Raw genomic sequence first — 23,290 nt, 5'->3', positions numbered from 1 at the left:
ACTACCGCCGCCGCAAGCCATGCTCTAGTCTCTGTGCATGGATCAATCGAAGCTGCTCGCGTTCATCAACTGGCTGATCGACGGTGCCCGTTCGGCGGACGAGCCGAGCCGGACGCTTTATGAGGCTTGCGTCCGTCTCGTCGAGCTGGGCATTCCGCTGTGGCGCGTCGGCATCTTCGTGCGCACGCTGCATCCGGAAATTTATGGCCGCAGCTTCGTCTGGCGGTCGGGCGGCGAGGTCGAGGTCGGTAGCGTCGACTACGGTTTCCAGGATTCGCGGACCTATCGCGACAGTCCGATTTCGGTCGTGGCACAGGAGGGCATCGCGTTCAGGGCCAACCCGCAGGCGCCCGAAGCCGAGCGCTACCCGATCCTGATGGATCTGCGTGCCGAGGGCGTGACCGACTATCTGGCGTTGCCGCTGGCCTTCCTGGACCGGCAGGTGCATGTGTCGAGCTGGACGACGCAAGCGCCCGGCGGCTTCACCGATGCGCAGGTCGAGGCGATCCGCTCCCTGATCCCGGCACTGTCGCGCTACACCGAAATCGTCACCCTGCAACGGACCGCCTCGATGCTGCTCGACACCTATGTCGGCAACAGCGCCGGCGAGCGCATCCTCGGCGGCCAGATCCGCCGCGGCCACACCGACACGATGCATGCGGCGATCTGGCTGTCGGACCTGCGCGGCTTCACGCCATTGTCGGATCGGCTGCCGGCGGAAAACGTGGTCGAGATCCTCAACCATTATTTCGACTGCCAGGTGGATCCGATCCGTGAGCAGGGCGGCGAGGTGCTGAAGTTCATGGGCGACGGGCTGCTCGCGGTGTTTCCGATTCCCGAACAGGGCGGTGATCCGGCCGAAGTCTGCGGCCGCGTGCTCACGGCGGCGCGCGCGTCGCGGGCCCGCGTCGACGCGCTGGAATACGCCGTCGACGGCACCGGGGAGCGCTTCCGCTTCGGCGTCGCGCTGCATGTCGGCAGGCTGCTCTATGGCAATATCGGCGGCGGCAACCGGCTCGACTTCACCTGCATCGGCCCCGCGGTCAACCTCGCCGCCCGGCTGGAGAAGATGGCCGCGCGGCTGAAGCGTACCGTGGTCGCCTCCGAGGCCTTCGCCGGCACCTGTAAAGAATCCTGGACCGATCTCGGCGAATTTCCGATCGCCGGCTTCTCGACCGGGCAGCGCGTATTCGGGCTCCGCGAGGAGGCCGGCTAGTTCTCCGGCTCCGTCGTGAACAGGAGCGGGTAACCCTTGGCGCGGCCGGCGTCGGTCGCACGCGTCGCCTTGGTCTCGGCGACGTCCCGGGTGAAGACGGCCACCACGCAGACGCCGAGCTTGTGTGCCGTGATCATGACCTTGTAGGCCTCGTCCTCGGTCATCCGGAATTCGCCCTTCAGCACCATCACGACGAAATCACGCGGCGTGAAGTCGTCGTTGACGAGGATCACCTTGTAGAGCCGCGGGTGCTCGACCTTGGTGCGCACCTTCGTCTTGGGCTTGGTGACGGCATCGTTCATCGAAGGCGCGCCTGTGTTCCTGATGCGGCAGTCACGTCACAATACAGCCTTCGGCCGCCCCGGGAAACCACGGGCTGAAGCGCTCCGGTCAGGCGTGCGAGGATCGATCACCGCGGCCATCAGTTGAGTTGATCAACAAAGCTAACCGGAAAGTGAATGGGGGCGTCTGTTCGCGCTTTGCTCTCCGCCGATTGCGTGTCACCATCTCGCGACGCGATTGGAGGGCAGCATATGCGCTGGTGGATCTCGATCGGGGTGGCGTGTCTGGCGGGCGCCTTGGCCGGCGGCGACGTCGCAACCGTCGTGGCAGCACCCGGGGCCCAGCCGGCACAGCAGCTGAACGACAAGGAGACTTCCGTCGACGTCGAGCTGGTGCTCGCCGTCGACGTGTCCTACTCGATGGATCTGGATGAGCTCGCGATCCAGCGTGAAGGCTACGCGCAGGCGCTCAGCTCGCGCGAGTTCCTGCAGGCGCTGAAGAACGGAGTCCATGGCCGCATCGCCGTCACCTATTTTGAATGGGCGGCCTCGAGCGACCAGAAGATCATCATTCCCTGGCGCCTGATCGACGGGCCGGAAAGTGCCGACGCGGTCGCCGCCGAGATCCTGAAGACGCCGATCCGTCGGGCCTCGCGGACGTCGATCTCCGGCGCGATCTACTTCGCGATGCCACTGTTCGACGAGAATCCGTATCGCGGGCTGCGCCGCGTGATCGACATTTCCGGCGACGGGCCGAACAACAACGGCCCTTCGCCTGTCACGATCGCGCGCGACGAGGCCGTCGCCAAGGGCATTACGATCAACGGCCTGCCGATCATGGTCAAGGAGCCGTCCTACTCGACCATGGATATCGAGAACCTTGACCTCTACTACAAGGATTGCGTGACCGGCGGCCGCGGCTCGTTTGTGGTGACGATCAAGAGCCGCGAGGAATTCAAGGAGGCGATCCGCACCAAGCTCCTGATGGAGGTCGCCGGGCGCACGCCTGCGCCGCGATTCGTGCCGGTCGCCGACGATGCCAAGGAGCCGCGGGTCTCCTGCCTGATCGGCGAGAAGATCTGGCAGGATCGATGGGGGCGGTGAGGCCGATGCCCGGCATGCATCGCGGGGCCCGCCGTCGGAATGATCATCGCCGGCTACACCGCCCAGACCTCATACGGCCCTGATCTGGACGACGAGTTCCGCGTGGGGATGGGCTCGACCGCACGATCGCCGGTACGCCGATCTTGTGGAGAACCGCGCCTCGTCGCCGATTCCCGCTGCATTTGTGGCACGGGAGCCACACTTGGTTCAAAAACCAAGGGTTGCAGAGCTGCAATAATTCTCTTTGCCACTGTGTTGCCGCGATTGGGCCGCGAGCTTGGCCCCGCTGAGGCGGAGGCGCACAGAACATGCGTATCATCGACCAGACAGAACGTTTTGGAGATCGCACCACCATCGATCCAGTCGTCCGGGCAGCAGCGCCAGAGCGCGCGAACCAGCTGCTGAGAGCGGCATTCATGTTTGCCGCGGCGGCCTCGCTGGCCGCCTGCGCGCAATCATCGGCCGTGCGGCAGGCCAGATGGACGCCACCGGCCAGGCAGCCCGATAGCGGCTTCCGGCCTCACGTCCAGACCGCGGAGAAGGCACACGAGTCGGTCGTTCGGGTGCGCCATGCGGAGCTGAGTCCACCGCCCGCGCGCCCCGGATCGTCGGGTCTCGCCAGCTACTATTCGGAAGGGAGCAAGACCGCGAGCGGCGAACGGTTCGACCCGTCCGAGCTGACCGCGGCGCATCCGAGCCTGCCGTTCGGCACGCGCCTGCATGTGACCAATGTCAGGACCGGCCGCTCCGTGGTGGTCCGCGTCAACGATCGCGGGCCGTTCGTACATGGCCGTGTGGTCGACGTCTCCTACTCGGCCGCGCAGGCGCTGGGCATGGTGAATTCCGGTGTCGCGCAGGTGAAGGTCGACGTGGTGCAGTAGCGCGCAGCGCCTTGGCGGGATTGACTCACCGCACCAGCTTCACCACCAGCTCGACATGCGGCGTGTGGCGGAACTGGTCGACGGGCACCACGGTCTCGAGCTTGTAGCCGCCGTCGATCAGCATGCGTACGTCACGGGCGAACGTCGTGACGTTGCACGACACCGCGACGATCACCGGCACCTTGCTGGCCGCGAGCTGCCTGGCCTGCGCCTGCGCGCCCTGGCGCGGCGGGTCGAACACGACGGCGTCGAACTCGCGCAACTCCTGCGGCATCAAGGGACGGCGGAACAGGTCGCGCGCCTCGGCCTTGATCGGCTTCAGGCCCTGCGTGCCCGCGACCGCCTTTTGCAGCGCGCCGATGGCGCCGGCGTCGCTGTCGAAGGCGGTGACGCGCGCGTGCGATGCGAGCCGCAGCGCGAACGGGCCGACGCCGCAGAACAGGTCGGCGACGTGCTTCGCCTTGACCGTACGCTCGCCGACGAGCGCGGCCAGCGTCTCTTCACCGCGCACGGTGGCCTGCAGGAACGAGCCCGGTGGCAACGTCACCTGCGCCGTGCCCACGGTGATCACCGGACCGTTGCGCATCAGGATCAATTCGCCGTGTCGGGTCAGGCGCGCCAGTCGGTGCTGCTCGGCGACCGCCGAGAGCGCGGCGACGCGCGGCGGCGGCAGCGGTCCTGAGCCGCGGATATCGATGTCGAGGCCGTTGCTGGTCGCGGTGGCCTGGATGTCCAACGGCTTGCCGGTCGGCTTCAACGCTTCCGCCAGCGCCCACGCCGCCTCGAGCGCCCCGTCGAGCGCGGGATCGAGGATCGGGCAGCGGTCGATCGGGATGATGTCGTGGCTGCCGGTTGCCGAGAAGCCGACCCTGAGCACGTCATGCGTGCCCATCCGCGCGTGGAATGTGGCGCGGCGGCGCCCTCTGCCATGGGCGTCGACCAGCGGGGCCACCTCGCAATCGACCCTGGCGGCCTTCAGCGTCTCCACGACGATGTTGCGCTTCCACGCCTGATAGTGGGCCGGCACCCAGTGCTGGATCGCGCAGCCGCCGCAGATGCCGAAGTGCGGACAGAACGGCGCGATCCGCTCGGGGCTCGGCGTCTCCACCGCGAGCAGCTTGCGGCGGTCGGGATGGCCGGGAATGACCGCCGCCTCGACGGTTTCGCCGGCGAGCGTATAGGGCACGTACAGCGCCTCGCCCGACGAGAGCGAGACGCCGTCGCCGCGATGGCCGACATGGTCGATGACGAGACGCTCAACCATGGCGGCGCGCTCCCAGAAAGAACTCCGCGTTGCCGTCGCCGCCCTTGATCGATGACGCAAACACCTGGACGTCGCTGCAGCCGAGCGAGACTGCGAAGGCGGCGATGTCATCGCAGACCGCCGCGTGCACGGCCGGGTCCTTGATGATGCCGCCCTTGCCGTGTGCGCCTTTCGCCTCGAATTGCGGCTTGATCAGCGCCAGCAGGCTCGTCGGCGCGGCCGCCAGCGACAACGCAACCGGAAGAACGGCCTTCAGCGAGATGAAGCTGCAGTCGATCACGACGATGTCCGGACGCTGCGGCAGCCGCTTGCCGTCATAGCTGCGGATATCGGTCTGCTCCATCGAGACGATCTTCGCATGGCCGCGCAGCGAGGGATGCAGTTGATCGCGGCCGACATCGACCGCGAACACCAGCGCTGCGCCATGGGCCAGCAGCACCTCGGTGAAGCCGCCGGTGGAGGCGCCGACATCGAGGCAGACATGGTCCTCGACCTCGACCCCATAATGCTCCAGCGCTGCCGCCAGCTTGACGCCGCCGCGCGAGACGTAGGGGTGCGCCGGCTCGGCCTGCAGCACGGCGTCGGCCGGAATGGTCTCGGAAGCCTTGGCCACCTGTTTGTCGTTGGCGATCACGAGCCCGGCCTCGATCGCGGCCTGCGCCCGCGCGCGGCTCTCGAACAGGCCGCGTTCGACCAGCAGGACATCGGCGCGTTTGCGGGGAGGGGGCATGATGGGGCGATCAGTTGTCATCAGTTGTGGAGCTCGGGCACACAAATTCGTGTCGTCCCGGGCAAGTACCGACGCGCAGCGCGCGTCGGTGCGCCGACCCGGGACCCATAACCACAGGATGACATTGGAGGGAAGGTTCTAACCACTCGCCTGCCACAAACAACATCCTGTGGTTATGGGTCCCTGCGTTCGCAGGGACGACAGTGGGAATCGTGGCGAGCATGATGCCCGCCCTACGATTCCGTCACCAGCCGCTCCGCTGCCAGCTTCACGCAGATCTCGAACGCCGTGAGGTCGTGCCAGATGTCGGCCGGCGGCTGGCGCGGGATCACCAGCGGACAGCCGTGCACATCGAGCGCGTGCATCATCATCAGATTGTCGGGCAGGCCGAAATCCTCGACCGTCAGGCTTTCGGCATCGACCAGACGTCCGTCCTGGTCCACGACCGTCGTGAAGCGCCGCGCGCGCTCGGCATAAACAGACGGATCGTTCGAATAGCCGAGGCAGAGCTTGCCGCGCCCGGCCATGTAGCCGAGCTCGTAGACCGTGCCGGCATCGGCGCCGGGACCACGAAACGGCGTGAGGTTGGCAATGATGGCACAGGCGTCCTCCATCATCGCTGCGTTGCCGTCAAAGATCTGGCGCGAGGCATCGGACGAAGCGAGGTCGACGCTGTTGTCGAGCGGGTAGAGACCGGTCAGGCCGTGCCGCTCACAGATGGCGACCTTGTGCCGTCCGACGTCGAGAGCGTCCGGCAGGAACACGTCGGGACCTGCCAGATAGATCTTCATGGGATCACCGATGACGGCTAGCCAAGCCCGCCTCAGGCGAGCTTGACCGCCTCGGTGGTGTAATCCTTGCCGAGCGCCTCGAACACCTTGCGGACGATGCCCTTGGCGTCGAGCCCGGCGCGGCCGTACATCGCCGCCGGCGTGTCGTGGTCCTGGAACTCGTCGGGCAGCACCATCGTGCGCATCTTCAGGCCGCCGTCGAGCATGCCCTGGTCGCTCAGGAACTGCATCACGTGCGAGCCGAAGCCGCCGACTGAGCCTTCCTCGATGGTGAGCAGGATGTCGTGCTCGCGCGCCAGCTTGCTGACCAGCTCCTCGTCGAGCGGCTTCATGAAGCGCGCATCGGCAATCGAGGCGGACAGGCCCAGCGCCGCGAGCTCGTCGGCCGCCTTCTCGCATTCGGCCAGGCGGGTGCCGAACGACAGCAGGGCGACCTGCTTGCCCTGGCGGATCATGCGGCCCTTGCCGACCGGCAGGGCGACGCCGAATTCCGGCATTTCGACACCGCGGCCTTCGCCGCGCGGATAGCGCACCGAGCTCGGACGATCGTTGATCGCGACCTGGGTCGCCACCATGTGCACCAGCTCGGCCTCGTCGGACGCCGCCATGATCACCATGTTGGGCAGGCAGCCGAGATAGGCATTGTCGAACGAGCCCGCATGCGTGGCGCCGTCGGCGCCGACCAGGCCGGCGCGGTCGATCGCGAAGCGCACCGGCAGGCTCTGGATCGCGACGTCATGCACGATCTGGTCGTAGCCGCGCTGCAGGAAGGTCGAGTAGATCGCGCAGAACGGCTTGAAGCCTTCGGCGGCCAAGCCCGCGGCGAAGGTCACCGCATGCTGCTCGGCGATGCCGACGTCGAAGGTGCGCTTGGGGAAAGCCTTGGCGAAGATGTCGATGCCGGTGCCGGACGGCATTGCGGCGGTGATGCCGACAATCTTGTCGTCCTTCTCGGCTTCCTTGACCAGGCTCTGGCCGAACACGTTCTGGTATTGCGGCGCGTTCGGCTTGGCCTTGGCCTGGGTGCCGGTGGCGACGTCGAACTTGGCCACGGCGTGGTACTTGTCGGCGGAGGCTTCCGCCGGCGGGTAGCCCTTGCCCTTCTGGGTGACGACGTGGACCAGGATCGGGCCGGTCTCCATGTCGCGGATGTTCTTCAGGACGGGCAGCAGATGGTCGAGATTGTGACCGTCGATCGGGCCGACGTAATAGAAGCCGAGCTCCTCGAACAGCGTGCCGCCGTCCACCATGAAGGCGCGGGAATATTCCTCGACGCGGCTGGCGCGGTTGGCGATCACCTTTGGCAGATGCTGGCCGAGCTGCTTGGCGGCCTCGCGCAGGGTGCGATAGGTCTTGCCCGAGTAGAGGCGCGACAGGTAGGCCGACATCGCGCCGACGGGCGGGGCGATCGACATGTCGTTGTCGTTGAGGATCACGATCAGGCGGGAGTTCATCGCGCCGGCGTTGTTCATGGCCTCATAGGCCATGCCGGCTGACATCGCGCCGTCACCGATCACTGCGATGACGTTGTTGGTGCCGCCGGAGAGGTCGCGGGCCACCGCCATGCCGAGGCCGGCGGAAATCGAGGTGGAGGAATGCGCCGCGCCGAACGGATCATAGTCGCTCTCGGTGCGCTTGGTGAACCCGGACAGGCCGCCGCCGGTGCGCAGCGTGCGGATGCGGTCGCGGCGACCGGTCAGGATCTTGTGGGGATAGGCCTGATGGCCGACGTCCCAGATCAGGCGATCGCGCGGGGTGTCGAACACGTAGTGGATGGCCGTGGTCAGCTCGACCACGCCGAGACCCGCACCGAAATGACCGCCGGTCACCGAGACCGCGTCGATCGTCTCCTGGCGCAGTTCGTCGGCGACCTGCCGGACCTGCTCGACCTTCAGCCGGCGCAGATCTTCCGGAGTCTTTATGGTATCGAGAAGCGGCGTCTTACTAAATGTGGTCACGGTGACATTCCAATTTTGCAGGTCGGGTTCAAGGGCCGACGTCTGAGAGGTTCATCGTAACGGGCGGCGAAACCTGGTGCCTTGAAGGTCCCATCCGCGCGGATCGAAGCCGCAGACCAGAGCCTAGCCGGGTTTCGGATCGATCTATGTGATGTAAGTCACTCTTGGCGGCCTTGCCGTCCTCGTTTGTCGCCAGAGCTCGTCAACTCGTTCAGCCAAGCCTGTTTTGCTTGCCTTTGCATGCACTTAGTTCCATCCCCTGCAAGGGAATGGCGCCTCCAAAAGCCCACAGTTCCGAGATGCTTTACACCAAAGCCCGTCTTAAAGCCAACCCGGCGCAAGATGGCAAGCCCGCAAGCGGTACCTTCACGCGCGACACCTCAACCCCTGCGGCGTGCCGTTGGTTCCCTGAGGCTGCTTAATTCCACGGCAGCCGTCTCCCCGTGAGAGACCGGAGATTGCAGTTCGGCCCAGGCTTTTTCCCGCGATGCGGGATCCGTTGCCGTTGCAATCGCGAGCGCTGCTGCCGGCCGAGCCATGCGTTCGCGTAAGGGGACAGGACCGCATACGATCATGAAGAAGTCGTAGGGGTGCGGTCGTTCGTTGGCCATCACGAACTGGAAGTGGACGCGGAAGAACTGCCAGCGAAACAGATTGTAATGTTCGGGCCGGATGATCTCGCGGAAGCGGACCGGCACGATGGTTGGATTGCGGCGCGCATCGCCGACCTCGATGCCGTGAGCGGCGATCGGATCAATCCGGAAGAAGCTCATCACGTCCTTGCGCGCCTGGCAGTCGATCCAATCGATAGAGGGCTCGATCGCGAGCTGGCGCAGATGTTCACGAAAATCGCTGGCCGCGCGGTGGAAGCCGACGATAGGGAAAGTGCTGCCAAGGGTCAGCAGCACCAGGCGCGGGCTGTGGCTGCCGAGGCCGGGGGCGCGCCTGAGCGCCCGCGCAACCATCTCCGCAGCCAGAAAGGAGCCTGAGCTGTGACCGACGATGACGATCTCGTCGGCATCGCTGTCGCGCACCACCTCGCACAGATATTCGGCGAAGCGGTCGATGCGGCTGTCCCACTCCGGTCGTGCGCGATTCGAGAACTGCCAAGTCCAGATCGTGTCGCAGAGCAGATATTTTGCGTAGGTGTAATTCTCCGTGTACTTCAACGCGCCGTAAACCAAAACGAAGAAGATCGCGACGCCGACGAGCACGCTGAACGGCAGCGGCAGATGCAGCGCGTCGAGCCCCTTGGCGAACACGAAGCCGCTCGCGGCGGCAACCAGGGCTTCCACGAGCACGACCAGATGCGGCCACGTGATGAAGGTCGCAAAACGCCAGTTGGCGTTCCAGAACCGGACGAGGGTGCCGCGGAACACGAGGCCCCAGTAGATCCACGCAGCCTGCAACACCGTGCGCCAGACCGGCGCGGCCAGATCGTTCTGGATGAAATCCTCGAAACGAAGGAAGTCATAGGTGGTCTTGGTCTGCCACTCCGCAGCCTTGGCTTCGATGCTCCAGGAGGTGATCTCTTCGTCGGACTTGCTCGTCGGACGGCTGATCGTGGTTGCGACCTCATAGAGCTGGCCGAATTTTCGCAGCTCGGTGCGGAACATGCGATAATATTGCGCCAGACCGCGCGGATCGTAGCCCTGCAGGTAGATGACATGGCGGTTCTGGACGCGCACGCGGCTTTTGATCCCGATGGTCTTCGGGGAACGGCGTTGTGGAAGGAGCGTCGTGACGGCGATTGGCCGGTGACGGTCCCGAAGTTCCCCCTGGCCGGCACTATAGCAGCACTGCCGCTGCGCAAACGGACAATTGCACCGATTTTCGGCTGATATGCACGATTGGCAGGCGGCTGTCCCGCGCTCAATCCGCGCAGGGAAGCTCGAAAAATAAATATTTGCGGCCGTCCCGGGAATAAGGGCGCGTGCCGGCTGCCGCTACTGCACGTCCAGCGGCGCGGTCCCGGTTGCCCGGCCGCCGGCATCGGTCGTGATCTTCTCGACCCTGGCTTCCGCCTGGCGCAGCAGAACTTCGCAGCGCCGCTTCAGCGCTTCGCCCCGCTCATAGATCGCTACCGACTCCTCGAGCGGCACCTTGCCGTCCTCGAGCCGTTTCACGATCGACTCCAGCTCCTCGATCGCGCGCTCGAACGACAGCTGTTTGACATCGGTTACGGTGTTGTCCGCCATACGGGGTTCCCTGCAGATCACTCAACTCCGGGGCCGTGCTTTTACACGCCCGTCATGGCCCTGTCAGGCCCTGCAGGGGCTCGACCGGATGGAACCTGGGGATCACGCTCCGGTCAGCGCCGCGACGTGGGCCGAGACGGATTCCTTAAGTCCCTGAAGGTCATAGCCGCCTTCCAGCACCGACACGACCCGGCCGCCGGCGCATTTGTCGGCGAGATCCATCAGCTTGCGGGTGACCCAACCGAAATCCTCCGCCCGCAGATTCAGGGAGGCCAGAGGGTCGCGATAATGCGCGTCGAAGCCGGCCGAGATGATCACGAGCTCGGGGCTGAACTTGGTCAGCTGCGGCAGGATCAGGTTCTCGAAGGCCGAGCGGAACTCGAGGCTGCCGTCCTCCGAGGCGAGCGGGGCGTTGACGATGGTGTCGTGCTCGCCGCGCTCGCCGCGGGCGCCGGTGCCCGGGAACAGCGGCATCTGGTGGGTCGAGCAGTACATCACGCTCTTGTCGGCCCAGAAGATGTCCTGGGTGCCGTTGCCGTGATGGACGTCGAAATCGATGATGGCGGCGCGCTCGATGCCGAAAGTGCGCTGGGCATAGCGCGCGGCGATCGCCACGTTGTCGAAGAAGCAGAAGCCCATCGGCTTGTTGATCTCGGCATGGTGACCGGGCGGGCGCACCGCGACGAAGGCGTTGCGGTGGCGGCCGGACATCACGGATTCGGTCGCCGCCACGGCGCCGCCGACGCCGCGCATCACGGCCTCCCAGGTGCCCGGGGACATCGAGGTATCGCCGTCGAGATAGACGATGCCGGACGTGGGCGCCATATGGCGCAGCTCGGTCACGTAATGCTCGTTGTGGCAGAGCAGGACCAGGTCGAGATCGGCCTCCGGCGCCTCGTCGCGATCCAGAAGCGCGAAACGCTCCTCCGTCAGCGCCTCCTCGACCGCACGCAGCCGATCGGCGCGTTCGGGATGTCCCGACGGCGTCGCATGATCGAGGCAGGCTTCATGGGAGAGGTACAGCGTCGACATTCAATAGGCCCTGCCACTCGCGCGTTGCGGGAATGCCCAATCTATGCGCTGAACGCAGGCTCGGAAAGAGCCATGACAGGGATATGACCGGTTTCCGCCGTCCGACGGGGCTTCACTGGGCCTTGTTGACGATGCGGTCGCGCGGCGGCGGTCCCAATGGGCTGTTGGCCTTGAGAAAGGCGAACAGCGCCTCGTCGTCAAAGGGGCCGACGATGGCATCGCGGCCGCTCTTGAACGCGGTGAAGCCGTCGCCGCCGAGCGCGAGATAGTTGTTGATGGCAACGCGATAGGACGCGCCCGGATCGATCGGATGGCCGTTCAGCATCAGCGAGGCCGCATCGATGCGTGCGCCGGCCGGCTGCTTCGCATCGAACGCATAGGCGAAGCCGCGCGACACCTGGAGGATGCGCGGCCGTGCCGGGTCGAGCCACTGCTGCTCCAGCGCCGCCTTGATCTCGGCGCCGGTCAAAGTGACCGTCACCAGTTGGTTGCGGAACGGCTGGCTTGCGAACAGGTCGGCATAGGTGACCGCGCCGTCGTCGCGACGGGCGAGATCGGTGCGGATGCCACCGGGATTGGTCATCGCGATCACGGCGCTGCCCCTGGCGGGCGCCGCCATTGCCGCGAGCTGGGCATCGGCGATGACGTCGCCGAGCACGCTTTCGCCGGAGGCGTTCGGCAGCCGCGACAGCGTCGTGGTGATCACGCCGGCGGGCTGATTGGCGTAGGGAGCGGCGAGCTTCTCGTAAGCGTCGATCAGCGCAGTCTGCGCGGCGTCCTTCGGCAAGGTCGCGTCGACCACGATGTTGGTCGCGTTGGCGCTGATGACGTCGCGCGTCGTGCGGTCGAGCTTGACGTCGATTGCGGTGACCAGCGTTCCGAACTTGTCGGCCGAGGTGACGAGACGCTTGTCGATCGTGCAGACATAGGCCTGGTGGGTGTGGCCGGAGATGACGATGTCGACCGCGCTGTCGAGGTCCTTGACGATGTCGACGATCGGGCCGGACAGGCCGGGGCATTCGTTCATGCCGCCTGAAGGCCATCCACCCTCGTGGATCAGCACGACGATCGCCTCGACGCCTTTGGCCTTCAGTTCCGGGATCAGCGCGTTGACGCTCTCGGCTTCGCTGCGGAAGTCGAGACCGGCCGAGCTCGCCGGCGAGATGATGCCCGCGGTGCCCTTCAAAGTGAGGCCGATGAAGGCGACCGGGATGTCCTCGAAGCTGCGGATTTCGTACGGCGGAAACACCGTCTTGTCGGTGCCGGCCAGGAAGGTCGAGGCGGCGAGATAGTGGAACGTGGCGCCGGTGAACGGCTGCGGCCCGCGGCAGCCGTCCTGCGGATGGCAGCCGCCGTTCTGCATGCGCAACAGCTCGTCCTTGCCTTCGTCGAACTCGTGGTTGCCGACGGCCGACAGCGCGAGCCCCATCTGCGACATCGATTCGATGGTCGGCTCGTCGTGGAACATCGCCGACAAAAACGGGCTCGCGCCGATCAGATCGCCGGCCGCGACGAAGATCGTGTTGGGCTTTCCGTCGGAGAGCAGCTTGACCAGGCTTGCCATCTGCGCAGCACCGCCGGCAGGGACCACGCTGCTCTTGGTCGGATCGGCGGGATCGCTGACGCGGATGCCTGGCGCCGGCGGCTTCAGATTGCCGTGGAAGTCGTTGATGGCGAGGATGCGCAGGTTCACCGGCTCATCCTCGGCATGGCCGGGCAGGGCGGTCAGACTTGCCGCGGCGGCACCGGTCAGCAGGCAGGCGAGGGCGAAGCGGTAGAGACGGCTCATGGCAGGGTCACGTGTGATGCAGGGCGAAGCGCGATTGCCTCGCTGGAGCGGCGATGACATAAGATCATTTCATAACAACAATACCGGGAATCGGGAGGCCATGATGAAAAGAATGATGCTGCTTGCCGCGACGCTGTCGCTTGCGGCCGGTCCCGCTGCGGCGCAATCGCTGCCGGACCTCATGAAGCAGATGATCGCGGCGTGGAATACGCCGACAGAGCCGTTCAAGGTCATCGACAACGTCTACTACGTCGGCACCAACGGGCTCGCCTCCTACCTGATCACCACCTCGCAGGGCCACATCCTGATCGACACCGTGATGCCGGAATCGACCGCGCAGATCGAGGCCAGCATCGGCAAGCTCGGCTTCAAGGTCGCCGACATCAAATACATCCTCAACACCCACGCCCATATCGACCACACCGGCGGCCTTGCGCAGATCAAGCAGGAGACCGGCGCGCAGATGGTGGCGGGCGCCAAGGACGTGCCGCTGCTGGAAGGCGGGTTCTATCCCGGCCGCGAGGAGGAGCGGCACCTCGGCTTTCCGCCGGTCAAGGTCGACCGCGCCGTGCACGAGGGCGACACGGTGACGCTGGGCGGCATGACGCTGACCGCGCACGAGACGCCGGGCCATTCGCCGGGCTGCACCAGCTGGACCACGACCGTGAAGGATGGCGACGCCACCCGCAGCCTCATCTTCTTCTGCAGCGCCACCGTCGCGCTCAACCAGCTGGTCGGCCGCCCTACCTATCCCGGCATCGTCGACGACTACAGGAAGACCTTCGCCTGGGCGAAGACGGTGCATCCGGACATCCTGCTGGCACCGCATCCGGAGATGTACGACATGGCCGGCAAGCGGGCCAAGATCGCCGACGGCGCGCCCAATCCCTTTGTCGGGCCTGGCGAGTTCAACACCTATCTCGACAAGCTCGAGACGCAGTTCGCCGACGGCCTCGCCAAGCAGACCGCGGCGCTGCAATCCGGAAAGTAGCCGCTGGCCTGGGCTATGACGGATCGGACGGCGCGGCCAGCCGGTCCAGCGCGAAGCCGGAGAGATCGACCCGCGGCGCCTGGCCCAACGCCATCGCCGCGAGCGCCTCGCCGATCGCCGGCGAATGCTTGAAGCCGTGGCCGGAGCAGGGCGAGGCGTAGATCACGTCGGCATCGCCGGGATCGCGGTCGATGATGAAGCGGCCGCCACTCGCGTTGGTGTAGAGGCAGACCTCGCTGCGCAGGCATCGCGGGCCGAGATCCGGCACGAACGGACGGACATAGGTCTCATACGTTGCGGCGACCTCGTCAGCCCCGACCTCGCGCGACACCTGATCCGGATCGGTCTCGCCGGTCAGTACTTCGTTTGCGATCTTCACGCCGTTTCCGGGCGAGCCGAGCCAGGGGAAGCCGTAGATGTCGGACGCGGCGCGCTCGCGGCCAGTGACGTCCCAGATGAACACCGGTGCGTCCGCGCCGAAGCGCTCGGGATGGGATAGTACCTCGAACCAGTACAGCACCTGGCGGGTGACGCGGACGCGCCGGCGCAGCGGCGCGATCAGCTCGGTGATCCACGGCCCCGTGGTGATGATCAGCGTCGTGGCGCTGGCGGTCGTGCCGTCGTCCATGGTGACGGTGTGTGCGCCGGCTGCACGGCGGAACGCCGTCACACGCCGGCCGGTCAGCAGCGCGGCGCCACGGCGCGCGGCGACCGTCAGCTGCGTCCGCACGCAGTCCTCGACCAGGAGATAGCCGCCTTCGCGGTCGAGGAAGGCGCGATCCCTCGCCGTGGTGGCGAAAGCCGGATAGTCCGCGCGCAGCTGCTCCGCTGCAATGATCTCGCCATCGATCCCGTGCAGGCGCGCGGCGGTCTCGATGTTGGCGAAGAACTGCGCGCTGGTGACGCCGTGGACCTCGCCGCCGTCCTGGCTCGGAATGAACAGGCAGCCGCATTGTACGAACAGGCGCGCACCCGTCTCGCGCTCCAGCGCGCGCCAGATCTCGTGCGAGCGCTGCGCCAGCGGCGTGTAGTCGACGCCTTCGCCGATCGCCGCGCGGGTGATGCGGGTCTCGCCATGGGTCGAGCCGAACCGGTGCGGCGGCTGGAAGCGGTCGATGCCGAGCACCCGCCGTCCAGCCCGGGCAAGATGCAACAGGGCGGCGCTACCGACCGCGCCGCAGCCGATCACGATCACATCATAGTCTGGCATGCATGCTCCACGCGCTTCGGACAAAGCCGGCCTGGCTGTTCATGTCCGACAATATCACGTTGCAGGCCCCCGGGCGTCTCGGCCGGGGCGGATGACCCGCGCTGCTCATCTGCGACAGATGCGCGTTGTGGACGGACTCTCGATCGTCTATCAGGTGCCTCCGAATCCGGTCCCGCCGAGGGGCGCCCGCGGCCACGGCTGCGATGCGCGGGGCGACCATCCATCGTTTCGTCATGTCCTGCCGTGTCCGTGTCCAGTAATCCCGCCCCGTCCGCCACCGCGACAGATCCGTCGGCATTCCATCGGCTCGGCCAGCAGCATCTGGCCGAAGGCCGCTTCGACGAGGCCATCTCCGCCTTCGAGGCCGGGCTGCGCATCGTGGAAGGGGAGGCGGCTGCGTCGCTGCCGGCCACGCTGGTCGGCGATCTCCATGCCTGCCTCGCCAATGCCTGTCTTTCCTGCGGAGATCTCGTTGCCGCGGCCGAGAACTACAAGGCGGCGCTGCGGCTGATGCCGCATTTGACCGGCTGTTGGTGCAATCTCGGCAGCACCCTGTTGAGGATGGGCCGGACGCAGGACGCGATCGCGGCCTATCTGCAGGCTTTGCAGCTCTCGCCGGCGCATTGGCCGTCGCGCACCAATCTGGCGCAGGCGATGCTCGCGACCGACCAGCCCGTGATCGCCAAGGCGCTGCTGCTCGAGATGGTCGCCGATCGGCCCGAGGACGGCCGGCTGCATCACGAGCTCGGCAAGGTCTGCTACCGGCTGAACAACACCGAGCAGGCGCTGTCGTATTTTTCGCAGGCCCTGGCCTGCGATGCCGCGGATGCCGAGAGCCTGTACTGGATCGGTGCGATCCGGCAGGAGCGCGGCGACGAGGCCGCTGCCCGCCTGGCCTATGGGCAGGCCGCGGTGATTGGGCCGGTGATCCGGCGTGCCGCGGCGCGCGCGCCGGCGGCGTTCCGGGCGCTGGCGCTGCAGGCGCCGTTCGGCGGCAACACGCCGGCGCAATTCCTGTTCGAGGATGCGGCCTGCGACATCGACACGCTGGCGCTGCTGCCGTCCGTGTCCATCGATGCGGTCAAGCTCGACCCCGACTACGATGTGATCGTCAATCTCATCTCCGATCCCGACCAGGCCGGTGATACGCTCGCCACCGCCGCCGGATTGGTCGAGCGCCTCGGCCTGCCGGTCATCAACGATCCGTGCCTGATAGCGACCACTGCGCGCGAGGCGACCGCCGCGCAGCTCGCAGGTCTCGACGGCTGCCGCTGTCCGCGCACGCTCAGGCTTGCCGCAGGCGGCGACCGGTCGCCGTCCGCGCTGGCGTCGCTGCTGCCATCAGGCTTCCCGCTCCTGGTGCGGGTCGCCGGCACCCATGGCGGCGACCTGTTCGAGCGCGTCGATGACCTGGCGCAGCTCGCGGGCTTCCTCCGCGCCCACGCCGCCCGCGACTGCTACCTGATCGAGTATGTCGACTATCGCTCGGCCGACGGCCAGTTCCGCAAATACCGGATCACCTTCGCGGGCGAGGAGGTGCACCCCTATCACCTCGCGATCGGTCCCGGCTGGAAGCTGCATCGCGATGCCACGGCCATGGACGATCATCCCTGGATGAGACAGGAGGAAGCGGCGTTCCTGCGGCAGCCCGCCGCCGTGCTCGGCGCGGCGCAGATCGAGGTGCTGCACGCGATCCGGCGCCGCATCGGCCTCGACTATTTCGGCATCGACTGCGCGCGCGATTCCGACGGGCGTCTGCTCGTGTTCGAGGTCAACGCCTCCATGCTGGTGCATGGCGAGGCCGAGGACGGCCCGCTCGCCTACAAGACGCCGCATGCCGAGCGCATCAGGCAGGCGTTCGGCGCACTGCTCGCGCGCAAGGCCGGGGTGGCCTGAGGACCAATCCGTCTCTCAACACGTCGGTCTCTCGACACGCCGATCCGTTAAGCGAGCGTATCCGCGCCACGGCCCGCCGCGGCCTCATTTCTTCTTCTTGCGCGACAGGAACGCCTTGAAGGAGCTGATCGCCTCTTCCGAGGTCATGCGCTCGGCGAACAGATAGGCCTCCTGGTCGATGCGGCGCGTCAGCTCGTCCGGCGGCGTGCGGATCAGCTTGCGCCCGATTGCGACCGCCTCGGCCGGCAGCCGGCAGATGTCGCGCGCCACCTTGAGCGCCTCGACCTCGGTATGGCCCGGCGCCACCACCGTATTGACGAAGCCGGCGATGTGCGCGTCCGCCGCGGTCATGGTGCGGCCCATCACCAGCATCGCGAACGCGCGCTGATAGCCCATGGTTTGCGGCATCAGCAGGCTGGAGGCGCCCTCCGGCACCAGGCCGAGATGGATGAAGGGCGTCGAGAACGTCGCCGTCGTCGAGGCCAGCACGTAATCGCAATGGAACAGCATCGTGGTGCCGATGCCGATCGCGACGCCGTCGACGGCCGCGATGATCGGCTTGACGTTGTGCGCCAGCGAATAGAGGAACTTGGTTGCGGCCGAGGTGCGCATGGCGTCGCTGCCGGCCGCGCCCGCATGCAGGAAATCCTCCAGATCGTTGCCGGCCGTGAACACGCCGGAGCCGCCGGTGATGATGATGCATCGCACCAGCGGATTGTTCTGCGCGGTGTCGATCGCATCGCTCATGCCGAGATACATGGCCTGCGTGATCGCGTTCTTCTTCTCCGGCCGCCGCAGCTTGATCGTCCGCGTCTCGCCCTCGTCGGTCACGATCAGATGGTCGGTCATGGGCCCCTCATGCGTGTGCGCCAGCCGCTCCCGCTGCAGCCGGTCGTTTCGAGTCGTATCGTTTGCCGTCAGCCTACATCATCCGCCGATCGCGCCAAGCACGGAAGCAGCCGCTGCGTGCAAGGCCGGCGGCGCCTGTGGTCGCAGGCGTGGCCGCTGCGGTCATGGTTGACGACGGGTGTGCAACATCGATGGCGCGAGCGTGGCGCGCCTCAACAGCCCCGGCAGATGCTGACGGCGCCGCGGCGCAGCAGCCGGTCGTTCTCCCTGACGCGGGCGCGCTCGAGCCGCTGCCGGTCGCGCTTCGACAGCCGCTCCGGGACGTAGGGTCTGACATAGCGGAGCTGCGGCGAGGACAGCGAGCCGGGCGGGCCGCTCGGATAGCTCGGCGTCACCGGAACGGGATCGGGGCGCGGCAGCGGCGGCATCCGCGCGGCGTTGCCGATCCCGGAGGGGTCGGCGATCGAGCCGTTCAGCCCGTTCTGGTTGGCGGGGCCGGGCGGAATGCCGCTGACGCCGCTGTCCTGGGCCTGCACCGGCGCGGCGAGCAGCGCGAGTGCGAGCACGGCCGCCGCGGTGCGTCGTCCGCCTCGGCCGGCACGGCGGGAGATTGTCGGGAGTAGGCCCATCGGCATCATCGATCCAGTCAGGCTGCGATCATAGCAACGGATGGCGGTGGAGTCCGGTTCCCGGGACGCAGTCTCGCGGGTCGGCGCCCGCGCGATGCAAGCGGCCGTTCACGATAGTCGCGCGGCCGCTGCGCGGCGACGACCTGCTGCCGGCGACGCGTGCCGGCTCACGCCGCAATGCGTCCGCCGCTGAGCGTGCCCTTTGCGGTGTATGTCTGCAGCCCCTGGCCGCGCGACGATGCCGTCGAGGTCGTCACCGCGGTGGTGCCGTCCGAATAGGTGGTTGTGGTGATGATCTCGCCGGCGACCGTGATCGAGACCTTGCTGATCACGGTTCTGCTCGCCGACGGGATGGGCGACGTGTGGCCTCCGGAACTCGATCCGGTCAGCGATATTGCCCGCGTGGCCGGTGTCGCCGACGTCGTCGTGACGGAGTCGATGGCATTGATGGGCATGGCGCGCCTCGCTCGAAGATGAGGCCGATGCGGGCTGGCGCCGGATCTGGTGCTGAAGTCCGCACCCCTTGCGACGGGACTGTCGTCGCCCTGGCCTCGTGCGTGAGGTCCGCAGCTACGCTCGCGCCGCCGGGTTAACGATATCCTAATGCCGGTCCCGCGTTCGCTGCATGGCTGACAGGCGCGGGGCAGGGGAGAACTGCGTGATGCGCGATCGGGCCGGTCTCAGCGCGTGCCGTCCGGACGCGGAAGAGGACCGCCTGCGCCGCGCGGGCTGCCGGCCGGCGGCGCCTGCGGCCGGCCGACGTCGCTGCGCAGCGCCTGCTCCAGCACCACCAGCCGCGTCGCCATGCGCGTCAGCTCGTCATGAACCGAGCCCTGGACCGCATGCACGGCCTGCTGCACCTCGCGCAATGCGTCGCGCTGGGTCTCTGCCTTGAGGATCCTGAACTCGGCTTCGACCGAGGTCAGGCGCTGACTGACCGCCCTGATCGCTTCCGCGATCTCCTTCTGGCCTTCCTGCAGCGCGCGCACGTGATCGACCAGCCGCAGATGGTCCGTCAGCTCCTCGACGGTCTTGCCGATGTTGCTGCGGCCCCACATTACTTCACCGACCTCAGCAGGGTCCTGATCGTCGCCAGATGATCGTCGGGCGATCCGAGCCGCGCCGAGATGACGCTCATCAGATCCTTGCGCAGCTCCGACAGCTCGTCCTCCTGCGCCGGCCGATCGGGGGGCTCGTCGTAGGAGCTCCGCCGCGGCTCCGCCTCGACATGGCGCGGCTCGATGTCGAAATGCGGCGGCCGCTCATAGACCGGGATATGCGGCGCGTGGCGCGACGTCGTCACCCGCGCCAGGCTCGGGAAGCGCGGCGGCGTCGCCGGCGGCCGTTCGATCGACTCGATCAGCGCCGCCAGCGCGACGTCCATGTTGTTGTCGTCCGGCTCGTCGTCGACGACATGGTAGGCGTGCCTGCGGGCCGCGGCTGTGCTCGTGAGCGATGCAGGCGTGAGCGATGTTGCGTGGTCACGGAGTCGCTCGATGACCCGGCGAAGTCGCTCGCCGAGACCGGGCTTCTCCCTGGCTGGTGTTCGCATCAACATCTTACTCTCCAGCGGAACAGCTTAGGCGAGCAGGGAAAACCTTAGCAAGAGGCAGTTGCTGTGCTGCCACAGGATGTCCAGCGGTAATCACAGCGGCGGGTTCCCCGTGCGCTGTTCCACCGGACCTGCACGCCACGGGCTGCGCAGTGCGTATCAACGTGCACAGGGCGGGGGTGCCAAAGCGAATGGTCCGCAACGCTGAGGACGCCGCGAAGCCCGACTGGTCCGCATGCGGAGGTAAGGAACAACCGGATGCACCGGCCGTTCGGAGCATAGCTGCATTTCCAACCTCCCGAGGCCCTCATGTATCACCACGTCAAGAAGCTGATGTTCACCGTTCGCGTCGACGAGCCCGATCCGCGCTTCGGCAACATGCTGCTCGAGCAGTTCGGGGGCGCCAATGGCGAGCTCGCCGCCGCCATGCAGTACTCGATCCAGGGCCTCAACTGCGAGGATCCAGATCGCAAGGATCTGCTGATGGACATCGGCACCGAGGAGCTGAGCCATCTCGAAGTCGTCGGCACGCTGGCGCGCCTGCATCTGAAGCCGTCGAAGTTCGATCGCGAGGCCGCCGAGGCCGATCCCTTGATCGCGATTGCCGGTGGTGGCGGCGTGAACCTGTTCAACTCGCAGGGCAATGCCTGGACCGCCGACTATCTGAAGATCACCGGCGAGCTCGACGTCGACCTGCGCAGCAACATCGCCGCCGAAGCGCGCGCCAAGATCGTCTATGAGCGGCTGATTAATTTCACCGACGATGCCGGCACCAGGGACGCGCTGCAGTTCCTGATGACGCGCGAGATCACGCACATGAAGGCGTTTGCGCTGGCGCTGGAGAGCATGGGCAAGCCGGCCTTCAGCATCGGCCGCCTCGCGCCGACGCCCGGGCTGGTCGATCAGTTCTTCAATGATTCCACCGGCTCAGGCGATCATGGTGAAATCGACACCCGCGGACCGTGGAACGAGGGCGGCGACTGGGTCTTCACGGAGTCTCCGGCCATTCAGGCCGGCGAGCCTGGAGCTGCGTCATCGATCGTGACCGAGAGCTCGCCGCCGGCCGATGAGTCCGGCCTGAGCGATCTGCTCATGGACGAGCTGCGCGACATCCTGCACGCCGAGAAGCAGCTCACCAAGGCGCTGCCGAAGATGGCCGAGGCCGCGCGCTTCGATCAGCTGTGCGAATTGTTCGAGCAGCATCTGATCGAGACCGAGGCGCAGATCGAGCGCATCAACGAATGCTTCGAGCTGCTCGGCAAGACGCCGCGCGCAAAGCCCTGCAAGGGCATGATGGGCCTCATCGAGGAGGGCCAGGAGATCATGACCCAGAGCGAGGACAAGGAGGATGCCGCCGCGGATCTCGCGCTGATCGGCGCCGCGCAGCGCGTCGAGCATTACGAGATGTCGGGCTACACCACCGCGCGCAACCTCGCCCAGCAGCTCCGCCACAGCGCTGTCGTCGCGCTGCTGTCGAAGTCCCTGGCCGAGGAGGAGAACGCCGACCAGCTCCTCAACCAGGTCGCCCGCTCGCTGATGTCCGTCGCCAAGATGCCGGCCGCGATCGAGCAGGGGTGAGGGGGCGTATGCGTAGGGCGGATCAGCGCAGCGTAATCCGCCCTTTGTCCTCGCGGGCGCGGCGGGCTACGCCTTCGGCTGACCCGCCCTGCGAGTGCACGCTCTTTACCCGACGTCATTCCGGGGCATTCGCGCGCAAACGGCGTAGCCGTTTGAAGCAGCGCGAATGGGCCCGGAATTTATAACCACAGGCCTTATGGCCGGGCGAGAGCTCGCGCGGCCGACTGCTCGCCCCCCATGGACATCGTGGCTACGGATTCCGGGCTCGCCCTACGGGCGCCCCGGAATGACGGTGGAGGGGGCTGCGATCAACAACGAACAAGCCGCCCTCTGGCACGGCTGCCGTCTCATTCGGTATAGCTGCGCCACCGCTCCGCCCTCCGGAAATGCGTGGCCGTCAGGCATCGCCGCGCCCGGCTGATCTGGGCGTCGGTGGCGCCGCGGCTGCGCGCATACGTCTCGGCGACCTCGGCCGTGTATTTCTCCACGTAGTAGCGAACCTCCGAGCAGGACATCCGCTCGCTCGACCCTGGTTCGCTCGCCGCCTGCAGCCCTGAACCCATCGCCAGCATCAGCAGTCCCGCGCCGATCACGCCCCGCAACATCGCTGTCCTCCCCATTGTCGCAGCTGTTTGCCAACAGGGCAGACTCGGGCCGACGGCGCAAATTAACAATGCCGCTGCGCGCGACATCTCGCGCGCACTGTTGCTCCTCAGCGTCACCCGGCGCCGTCGCTGCACCTCGCTGACAGCCGCGGCCGAGCCGCGCGGCGGTGTCGATGCGACGAACTCGTGTTGACGCCAAGCAGGTTCCGGGAGCGGAACCTGCCGCGAGGTCCTACTATCGCGCAGTCGGCGAAGCGATCGGCGGACGATCGTCAGCTCGCGCGCTTGGGCGGCCGGTGGTTGGAACGTCTCAGGCCTTCACGCCCTGGCTCGACGCGCTTGCGCTGACGGTCGCTGCGGTGTTGGTCGCGCCCTGCGCGTTGTAGGTCTGCGCGCCCTTGCTGCTGTCGTCCGAATGGGCGGCGGTCTTGGTCACCTCGGACGAGCCGTCGGAATAGGTGATGGTCGTGGTGGTGATGCCGTCGAGCGTGATCGAGACCTCGCTCACCACGGTCTTGCTCGACGACGAGCCGCCGCCGCCGGAGGCGCTCTCCGACGTGCTGCCGGCCGAGCTTGCGGCAGACGACGATGAGGTCTGCGAGGTCGACGAGGTGGATTGCGTGGCCGTGGTGGCCTGGGAGGAGGTGGCGGCGACGGGCGTACTGACGGAGCTGATCGACATGGGACTCTCGCGTGAAGAAGGGACGGGGCCGCGCGCGCTCGCTCGGCTCGCTTC

25 protein-coding genes are annotated in these 23,290 nt (G+C 66.8%); 8 read left to right on the top strand and 17 right to left on the bottom strand.

What is annotated here, in order from left to right; genetic code table 11:
• Positions 1–37: 37 nt before the first annotated feature.
• Positions 38–1,216, top strand: a complete 1,179-nt coding sequence (locus LQG66_RS13325) for an adenylate/guanylate cyclase domain-containing protein (RefSeq protein WP_231326674.1) — start codon at positions 38–40, stop codon at positions 1,214–1,216.
• Here the strand turns inward: LQG66_RS13325 and clpS are convergent.
• Positions 1,213–1,518, bottom strand: a complete 306-nt coding sequence (gene clpS / locus LQG66_RS13320) for an ATP-dependent Clp protease adapter ClpS (RefSeq protein WP_231326673.1) — start codon at positions 1,516–1,518, stop codon at positions 1,213–1,215. The genes LQG66_RS13325 and clpS overlap by 4 nt on opposite strands.
• A gap of 231 nt (positions 1,519–1,749) precedes the next feature.
• Here clpS and LQG66_RS13315 point away from each other — a divergent pair, with 231 nt between their 5' ends.
• Together LQG66_RS13315 and LQG66_RS13310 are read left to right on the top strand one after the other, a co-directional pair.
• Positions 1,750–2,601, top strand: coding sequence for a DUF1194 domain-containing protein (locus tag LQG66_RS13315; RefSeq protein ID WP_231326672.1), 852 nt, complete (start codon positions 1,750–1,752; stop codon positions 2,599–2,601).
• Positions 2,602–2,909: 308 nt separating this feature from the next.
• Complete coding sequence (locus LQG66_RS13310; RefSeq protein ID WP_231326671.1) at positions 2,910–3,482, top strand: septal ring lytic transglycosylase RlpA family protein; 573 nt, start codon at positions 2,910–2,912, stop codon at positions 3,480–3,482.
• 25 nt (positions 3,483–3,507) lie between these two features.
• On the opposite strand, the gene LQG66_RS13305 is transcribed toward LQG66_RS13310, so the two are convergent.
• The 5 genes from LQG66_RS13305 to LQG66_RS13285 all read right to left on the bottom strand — a co-directional run bounded on the left by LQG66_RS13305 (position 3,508) and on the right by LQG66_RS13285 (position 9,913).
• Positions 3,508–4,746 carry a class I SAM-dependent RNA methyltransferase gene (locus LQG66_RS13305; protein ID WP_231326670.1) on the bottom strand — a complete coding sequence of 413 codons (1,239 nt, stop codon included), beginning with the start codon at positions 4,744–4,746 and terminating at the stop codon, positions 3,508–3,510.
• Positions 4,739–5,476 (bottom strand): TlyA family RNA methyltransferase, encoded by a 738-nt coding sequence (locus LQG66_RS13300; protein WP_231326669.1) that lies wholly within the window; start codon positions 5,474–5,476, stop codon positions 4,739–4,741. The genes LQG66_RS13305 and LQG66_RS13300 overlap by 8 nt, the downstream gene beginning before the upstream one ends.
• 233 nt (positions 5,477–5,709) lie before the next feature.
• On the bottom strand, positions 5,710–6,267 hold the full coding sequence (locus LQG66_RS13295; protein ID WP_231326668.1) for a nucleoside 2-deoxyribosyltransferase: 558 nt from the start codon (positions 6,265–6,267) through the stop codon (positions 5,710–5,712).
• 32 nt (positions 6,268–6,299) lie between these two features.
• Positions 6,300–8,225 carry a 1-deoxy-D-xylulose-5-phosphate synthase gene (dxs, locus tag LQG66_RS13290; protein WP_231326667.1) on the bottom strand — a complete coding sequence of 642 codons (1,926 nt, stop codon included), beginning with the start codon at positions 8,223–8,225 and terminating at the stop codon, positions 6,300–6,302.
• A 380-nt stretch (positions 8,226–8,605) separates the two neighbouring features.
• Positions 8,606–9,913, bottom strand: coding sequence for a hypothetical protein (locus LQG66_RS13285; protein WP_231326666.1), 1,308 nt, complete (start codon positions 9,911–9,913; stop codon positions 8,606–8,608).
• Between LQG66_RS13285 and LQG66_RS13280 the strand changes: the two genes are divergently transcribed.
• The gene (locus LQG66_RS13280; protein ID WP_231326665.1) at positions 9,893–10,066 is read left to right on the top strand and encodes a hypothetical protein; all 174 of its coding nucleotides are present in this window, start codon (positions 9,893–9,895) and stop codon (positions 10,064–10,066) included. The genes LQG66_RS13285 and LQG66_RS13280 overlap by 21 nt on opposite strands.
• A gap of 105 nt (positions 10,067–10,171) precedes the next feature.
• On the opposite strand, the gene LQG66_RS13275 is transcribed toward LQG66_RS13280, so the two are convergent.
• The 3 genes from LQG66_RS13275 to LQG66_RS13265 form a co-directional block, all read right to left on the bottom strand.
• Complete coding sequence (locus LQG66_RS13275; protein ID WP_231326664.1) at positions 10,172–10,423, bottom strand: exodeoxyribonuclease VII small subunit; 252 nt, start codon at positions 10,421–10,423, stop codon at positions 10,172–10,174.
• 102 nt (positions 10,424–10,525) lie between these two features.
• Positions 10,526–11,455 (bottom strand): histone deacetylase family protein, encoded by a 930-nt coding sequence (locus LQG66_RS13270; RefSeq protein WP_231326663.1) that lies wholly within the window; start codon positions 11,453–11,455, stop codon positions 10,526–10,528.
• 112 nt (positions 11,456–11,567) lie between these two features.
• Positions 11,568–13,244: a bifunctional metallophosphatase/5'-nucleotidase gene (locus LQG66_RS13265; RefSeq protein WP_231326662.1), complete on the bottom strand. Its 1,677-nt coding sequence runs from the start codon at positions 13,242–13,244 to the stop codon at positions 11,568–11,570.
• Between the two features lie 103 nt (positions 13,245–13,347).
• Between LQG66_RS13265 and bla the strand changes: the two genes are divergently transcribed.
• On the top strand, positions 13,348–14,235 hold the full coding sequence (gene bla / locus LQG66_RS13260; RefSeq protein ID WP_231326661.1) for a subclass B3 metallo-beta-lactamase: 888 nt from the start codon (positions 13,348–13,350) through the stop codon (positions 14,233–14,235).
• A 13-nt stretch (positions 14,236–14,248) separates the two neighbouring features.
• Here the strand turns inward: bla and solA are convergent, their stop codons facing one another.
• Complete coding sequence (gene solA, locus LQG66_RS13255; RefSeq protein ID WP_231326660.1) at positions 14,249–15,445, bottom strand: N-methyl-L-tryptophan oxidase; 1,197 nt, start codon at positions 15,443–15,445, stop codon at positions 14,249–14,251.
• A gap of 243 nt (positions 15,446–15,688) precedes the next feature.
• On the opposite strand from solA, the gene LQG66_RS13250 reads away from it, so the two are divergent.
• The gene (locus LQG66_RS13250) at positions 15,689–17,341 is read left to right on the top strand and encodes a tetratricopeptide repeat protein (RefSeq protein WP_231326659.1); all 1,653 of its coding nucleotides are present in this window, start codon (positions 15,689–15,691) and stop codon (positions 17,339–17,341) included.
• An 84-nt stretch (positions 17,342–17,425) separates the two neighbouring features.
• On the opposite strand, the gene LQG66_RS13245 is transcribed toward LQG66_RS13250, so the two are convergent.
• The 3 genes from LQG66_RS13245 to LQG66_RS13235 all read right to left on the bottom strand — a co-directional run bounded on the left by LQG66_RS13245 (position 17,426) and on the right by LQG66_RS13235 (position 19,151).
• A complete protein-coding gene (locus tag LQG66_RS13245; RefSeq protein ID WP_231326658.1) occupies positions 17,426–18,190 on the bottom strand; it encodes a crotonase/enoyl-CoA hydratase family protein in 765 nt (254 codons plus the stop codon).
• Positions 18,191–18,402: 212 nt separating this feature from the next.
• Positions 18,403–18,819, bottom strand: coding sequence for a hypothetical protein (locus LQG66_RS13240; RefSeq protein ID WP_231326657.1), 417 nt, complete (start codon positions 18,817–18,819; stop codon positions 18,403–18,405).
• A gap of 167 nt (positions 18,820–18,986) precedes the next feature.
• Positions 18,987–19,151 (bottom strand): hypothetical protein, encoded by a 165-nt coding sequence (locus LQG66_RS13235; protein ID WP_231326656.1) that lies wholly within the window; start codon positions 19,149–19,151, stop codon positions 18,987–18,989.
• Between LQG66_RS13235 and LQG66_RS13230 the strand changes: the two genes are divergently transcribed.
• Positions 19,141–19,296, top strand: coding sequence for a hypothetical protein (locus LQG66_RS13230; protein WP_231326655.1), 156 nt, complete (start codon positions 19,141–19,143; stop codon positions 19,294–19,296). The genes LQG66_RS13235 and LQG66_RS13230 overlap by 11 nt on opposite strands.
• Positions 19,297–19,499: 203 nt before the next feature.
• On the opposite strand, the gene LQG66_RS13225 is transcribed toward LQG66_RS13230, so the two are convergent.
• Both LQG66_RS13225 and LQG66_RS13220 read right to left on the bottom strand, forming a co-directional pair.
• A complete protein-coding gene (locus LQG66_RS13225; protein WP_231326654.1) occupies positions 19,500–19,877 on the bottom strand; it encodes a hypothetical protein in 378 nt (125 codons plus the stop codon).
• Positions 19,877–20,377: a hypothetical protein gene (locus LQG66_RS13220; protein ID WP_231326653.1), complete on the bottom strand. Its 501-nt coding sequence runs from the start codon at positions 20,375–20,377 to the stop codon at positions 19,877–19,879. Before LQG66_RS13220 ends, LQG66_RS13225 begins: the two co-directional genes overlap by 1 nt.
• Positions 20,378–20,680: 303 nt before the next feature.
• Here LQG66_RS13220 and LQG66_RS13215 point away from each other — a divergent pair, with 303 nt between their 5' ends.
• Entirely contained in the window at positions 20,681–21,949 is a 1,269-nt protein-coding gene (locus tag LQG66_RS13215; RefSeq protein WP_231326652.1) for a DUF892 family protein, read from the top strand.
• A gap of 347 nt (positions 21,950–22,296) precedes the next feature.
• On the opposite strand, the gene LQG66_RS13210 is transcribed toward LQG66_RS13215, so the two are convergent.
• A complete protein-coding gene (locus LQG66_RS13210; RefSeq protein ID WP_231326651.1) occupies positions 22,297–22,554 on the bottom strand; it encodes a hypothetical protein in 258 nt (85 codons plus the stop codon).
• A 310-nt stretch (positions 22,555–22,864) separates the two neighbouring features.
• On the bottom strand, positions 22,865–23,236 hold the full coding sequence (locus LQG66_RS13205) for a hypothetical protein (protein WP_231326650.1): 372 nt from the start codon (positions 23,234–23,236) through the stop codon (positions 22,865–22,867).
• Positions 23,237–23,290: the final 54 nt, after the last annotated feature.

It is taken from the genome of Bradyrhizobium ontarionense (assembly GCF_021088345.1).
Classification (GTDB): Bacteria; Pseudomonadota; Alphaproteobacteria; order Rhizobiales; family Xanthobacteraceae; genus Bradyrhizobium; species Bradyrhizobium ontarionense.
The sequence above is the reverse complement of the archived record's forward strand: the minus strand, read 5'-3'. Positions and strand labels throughout refer to the sequence as shown.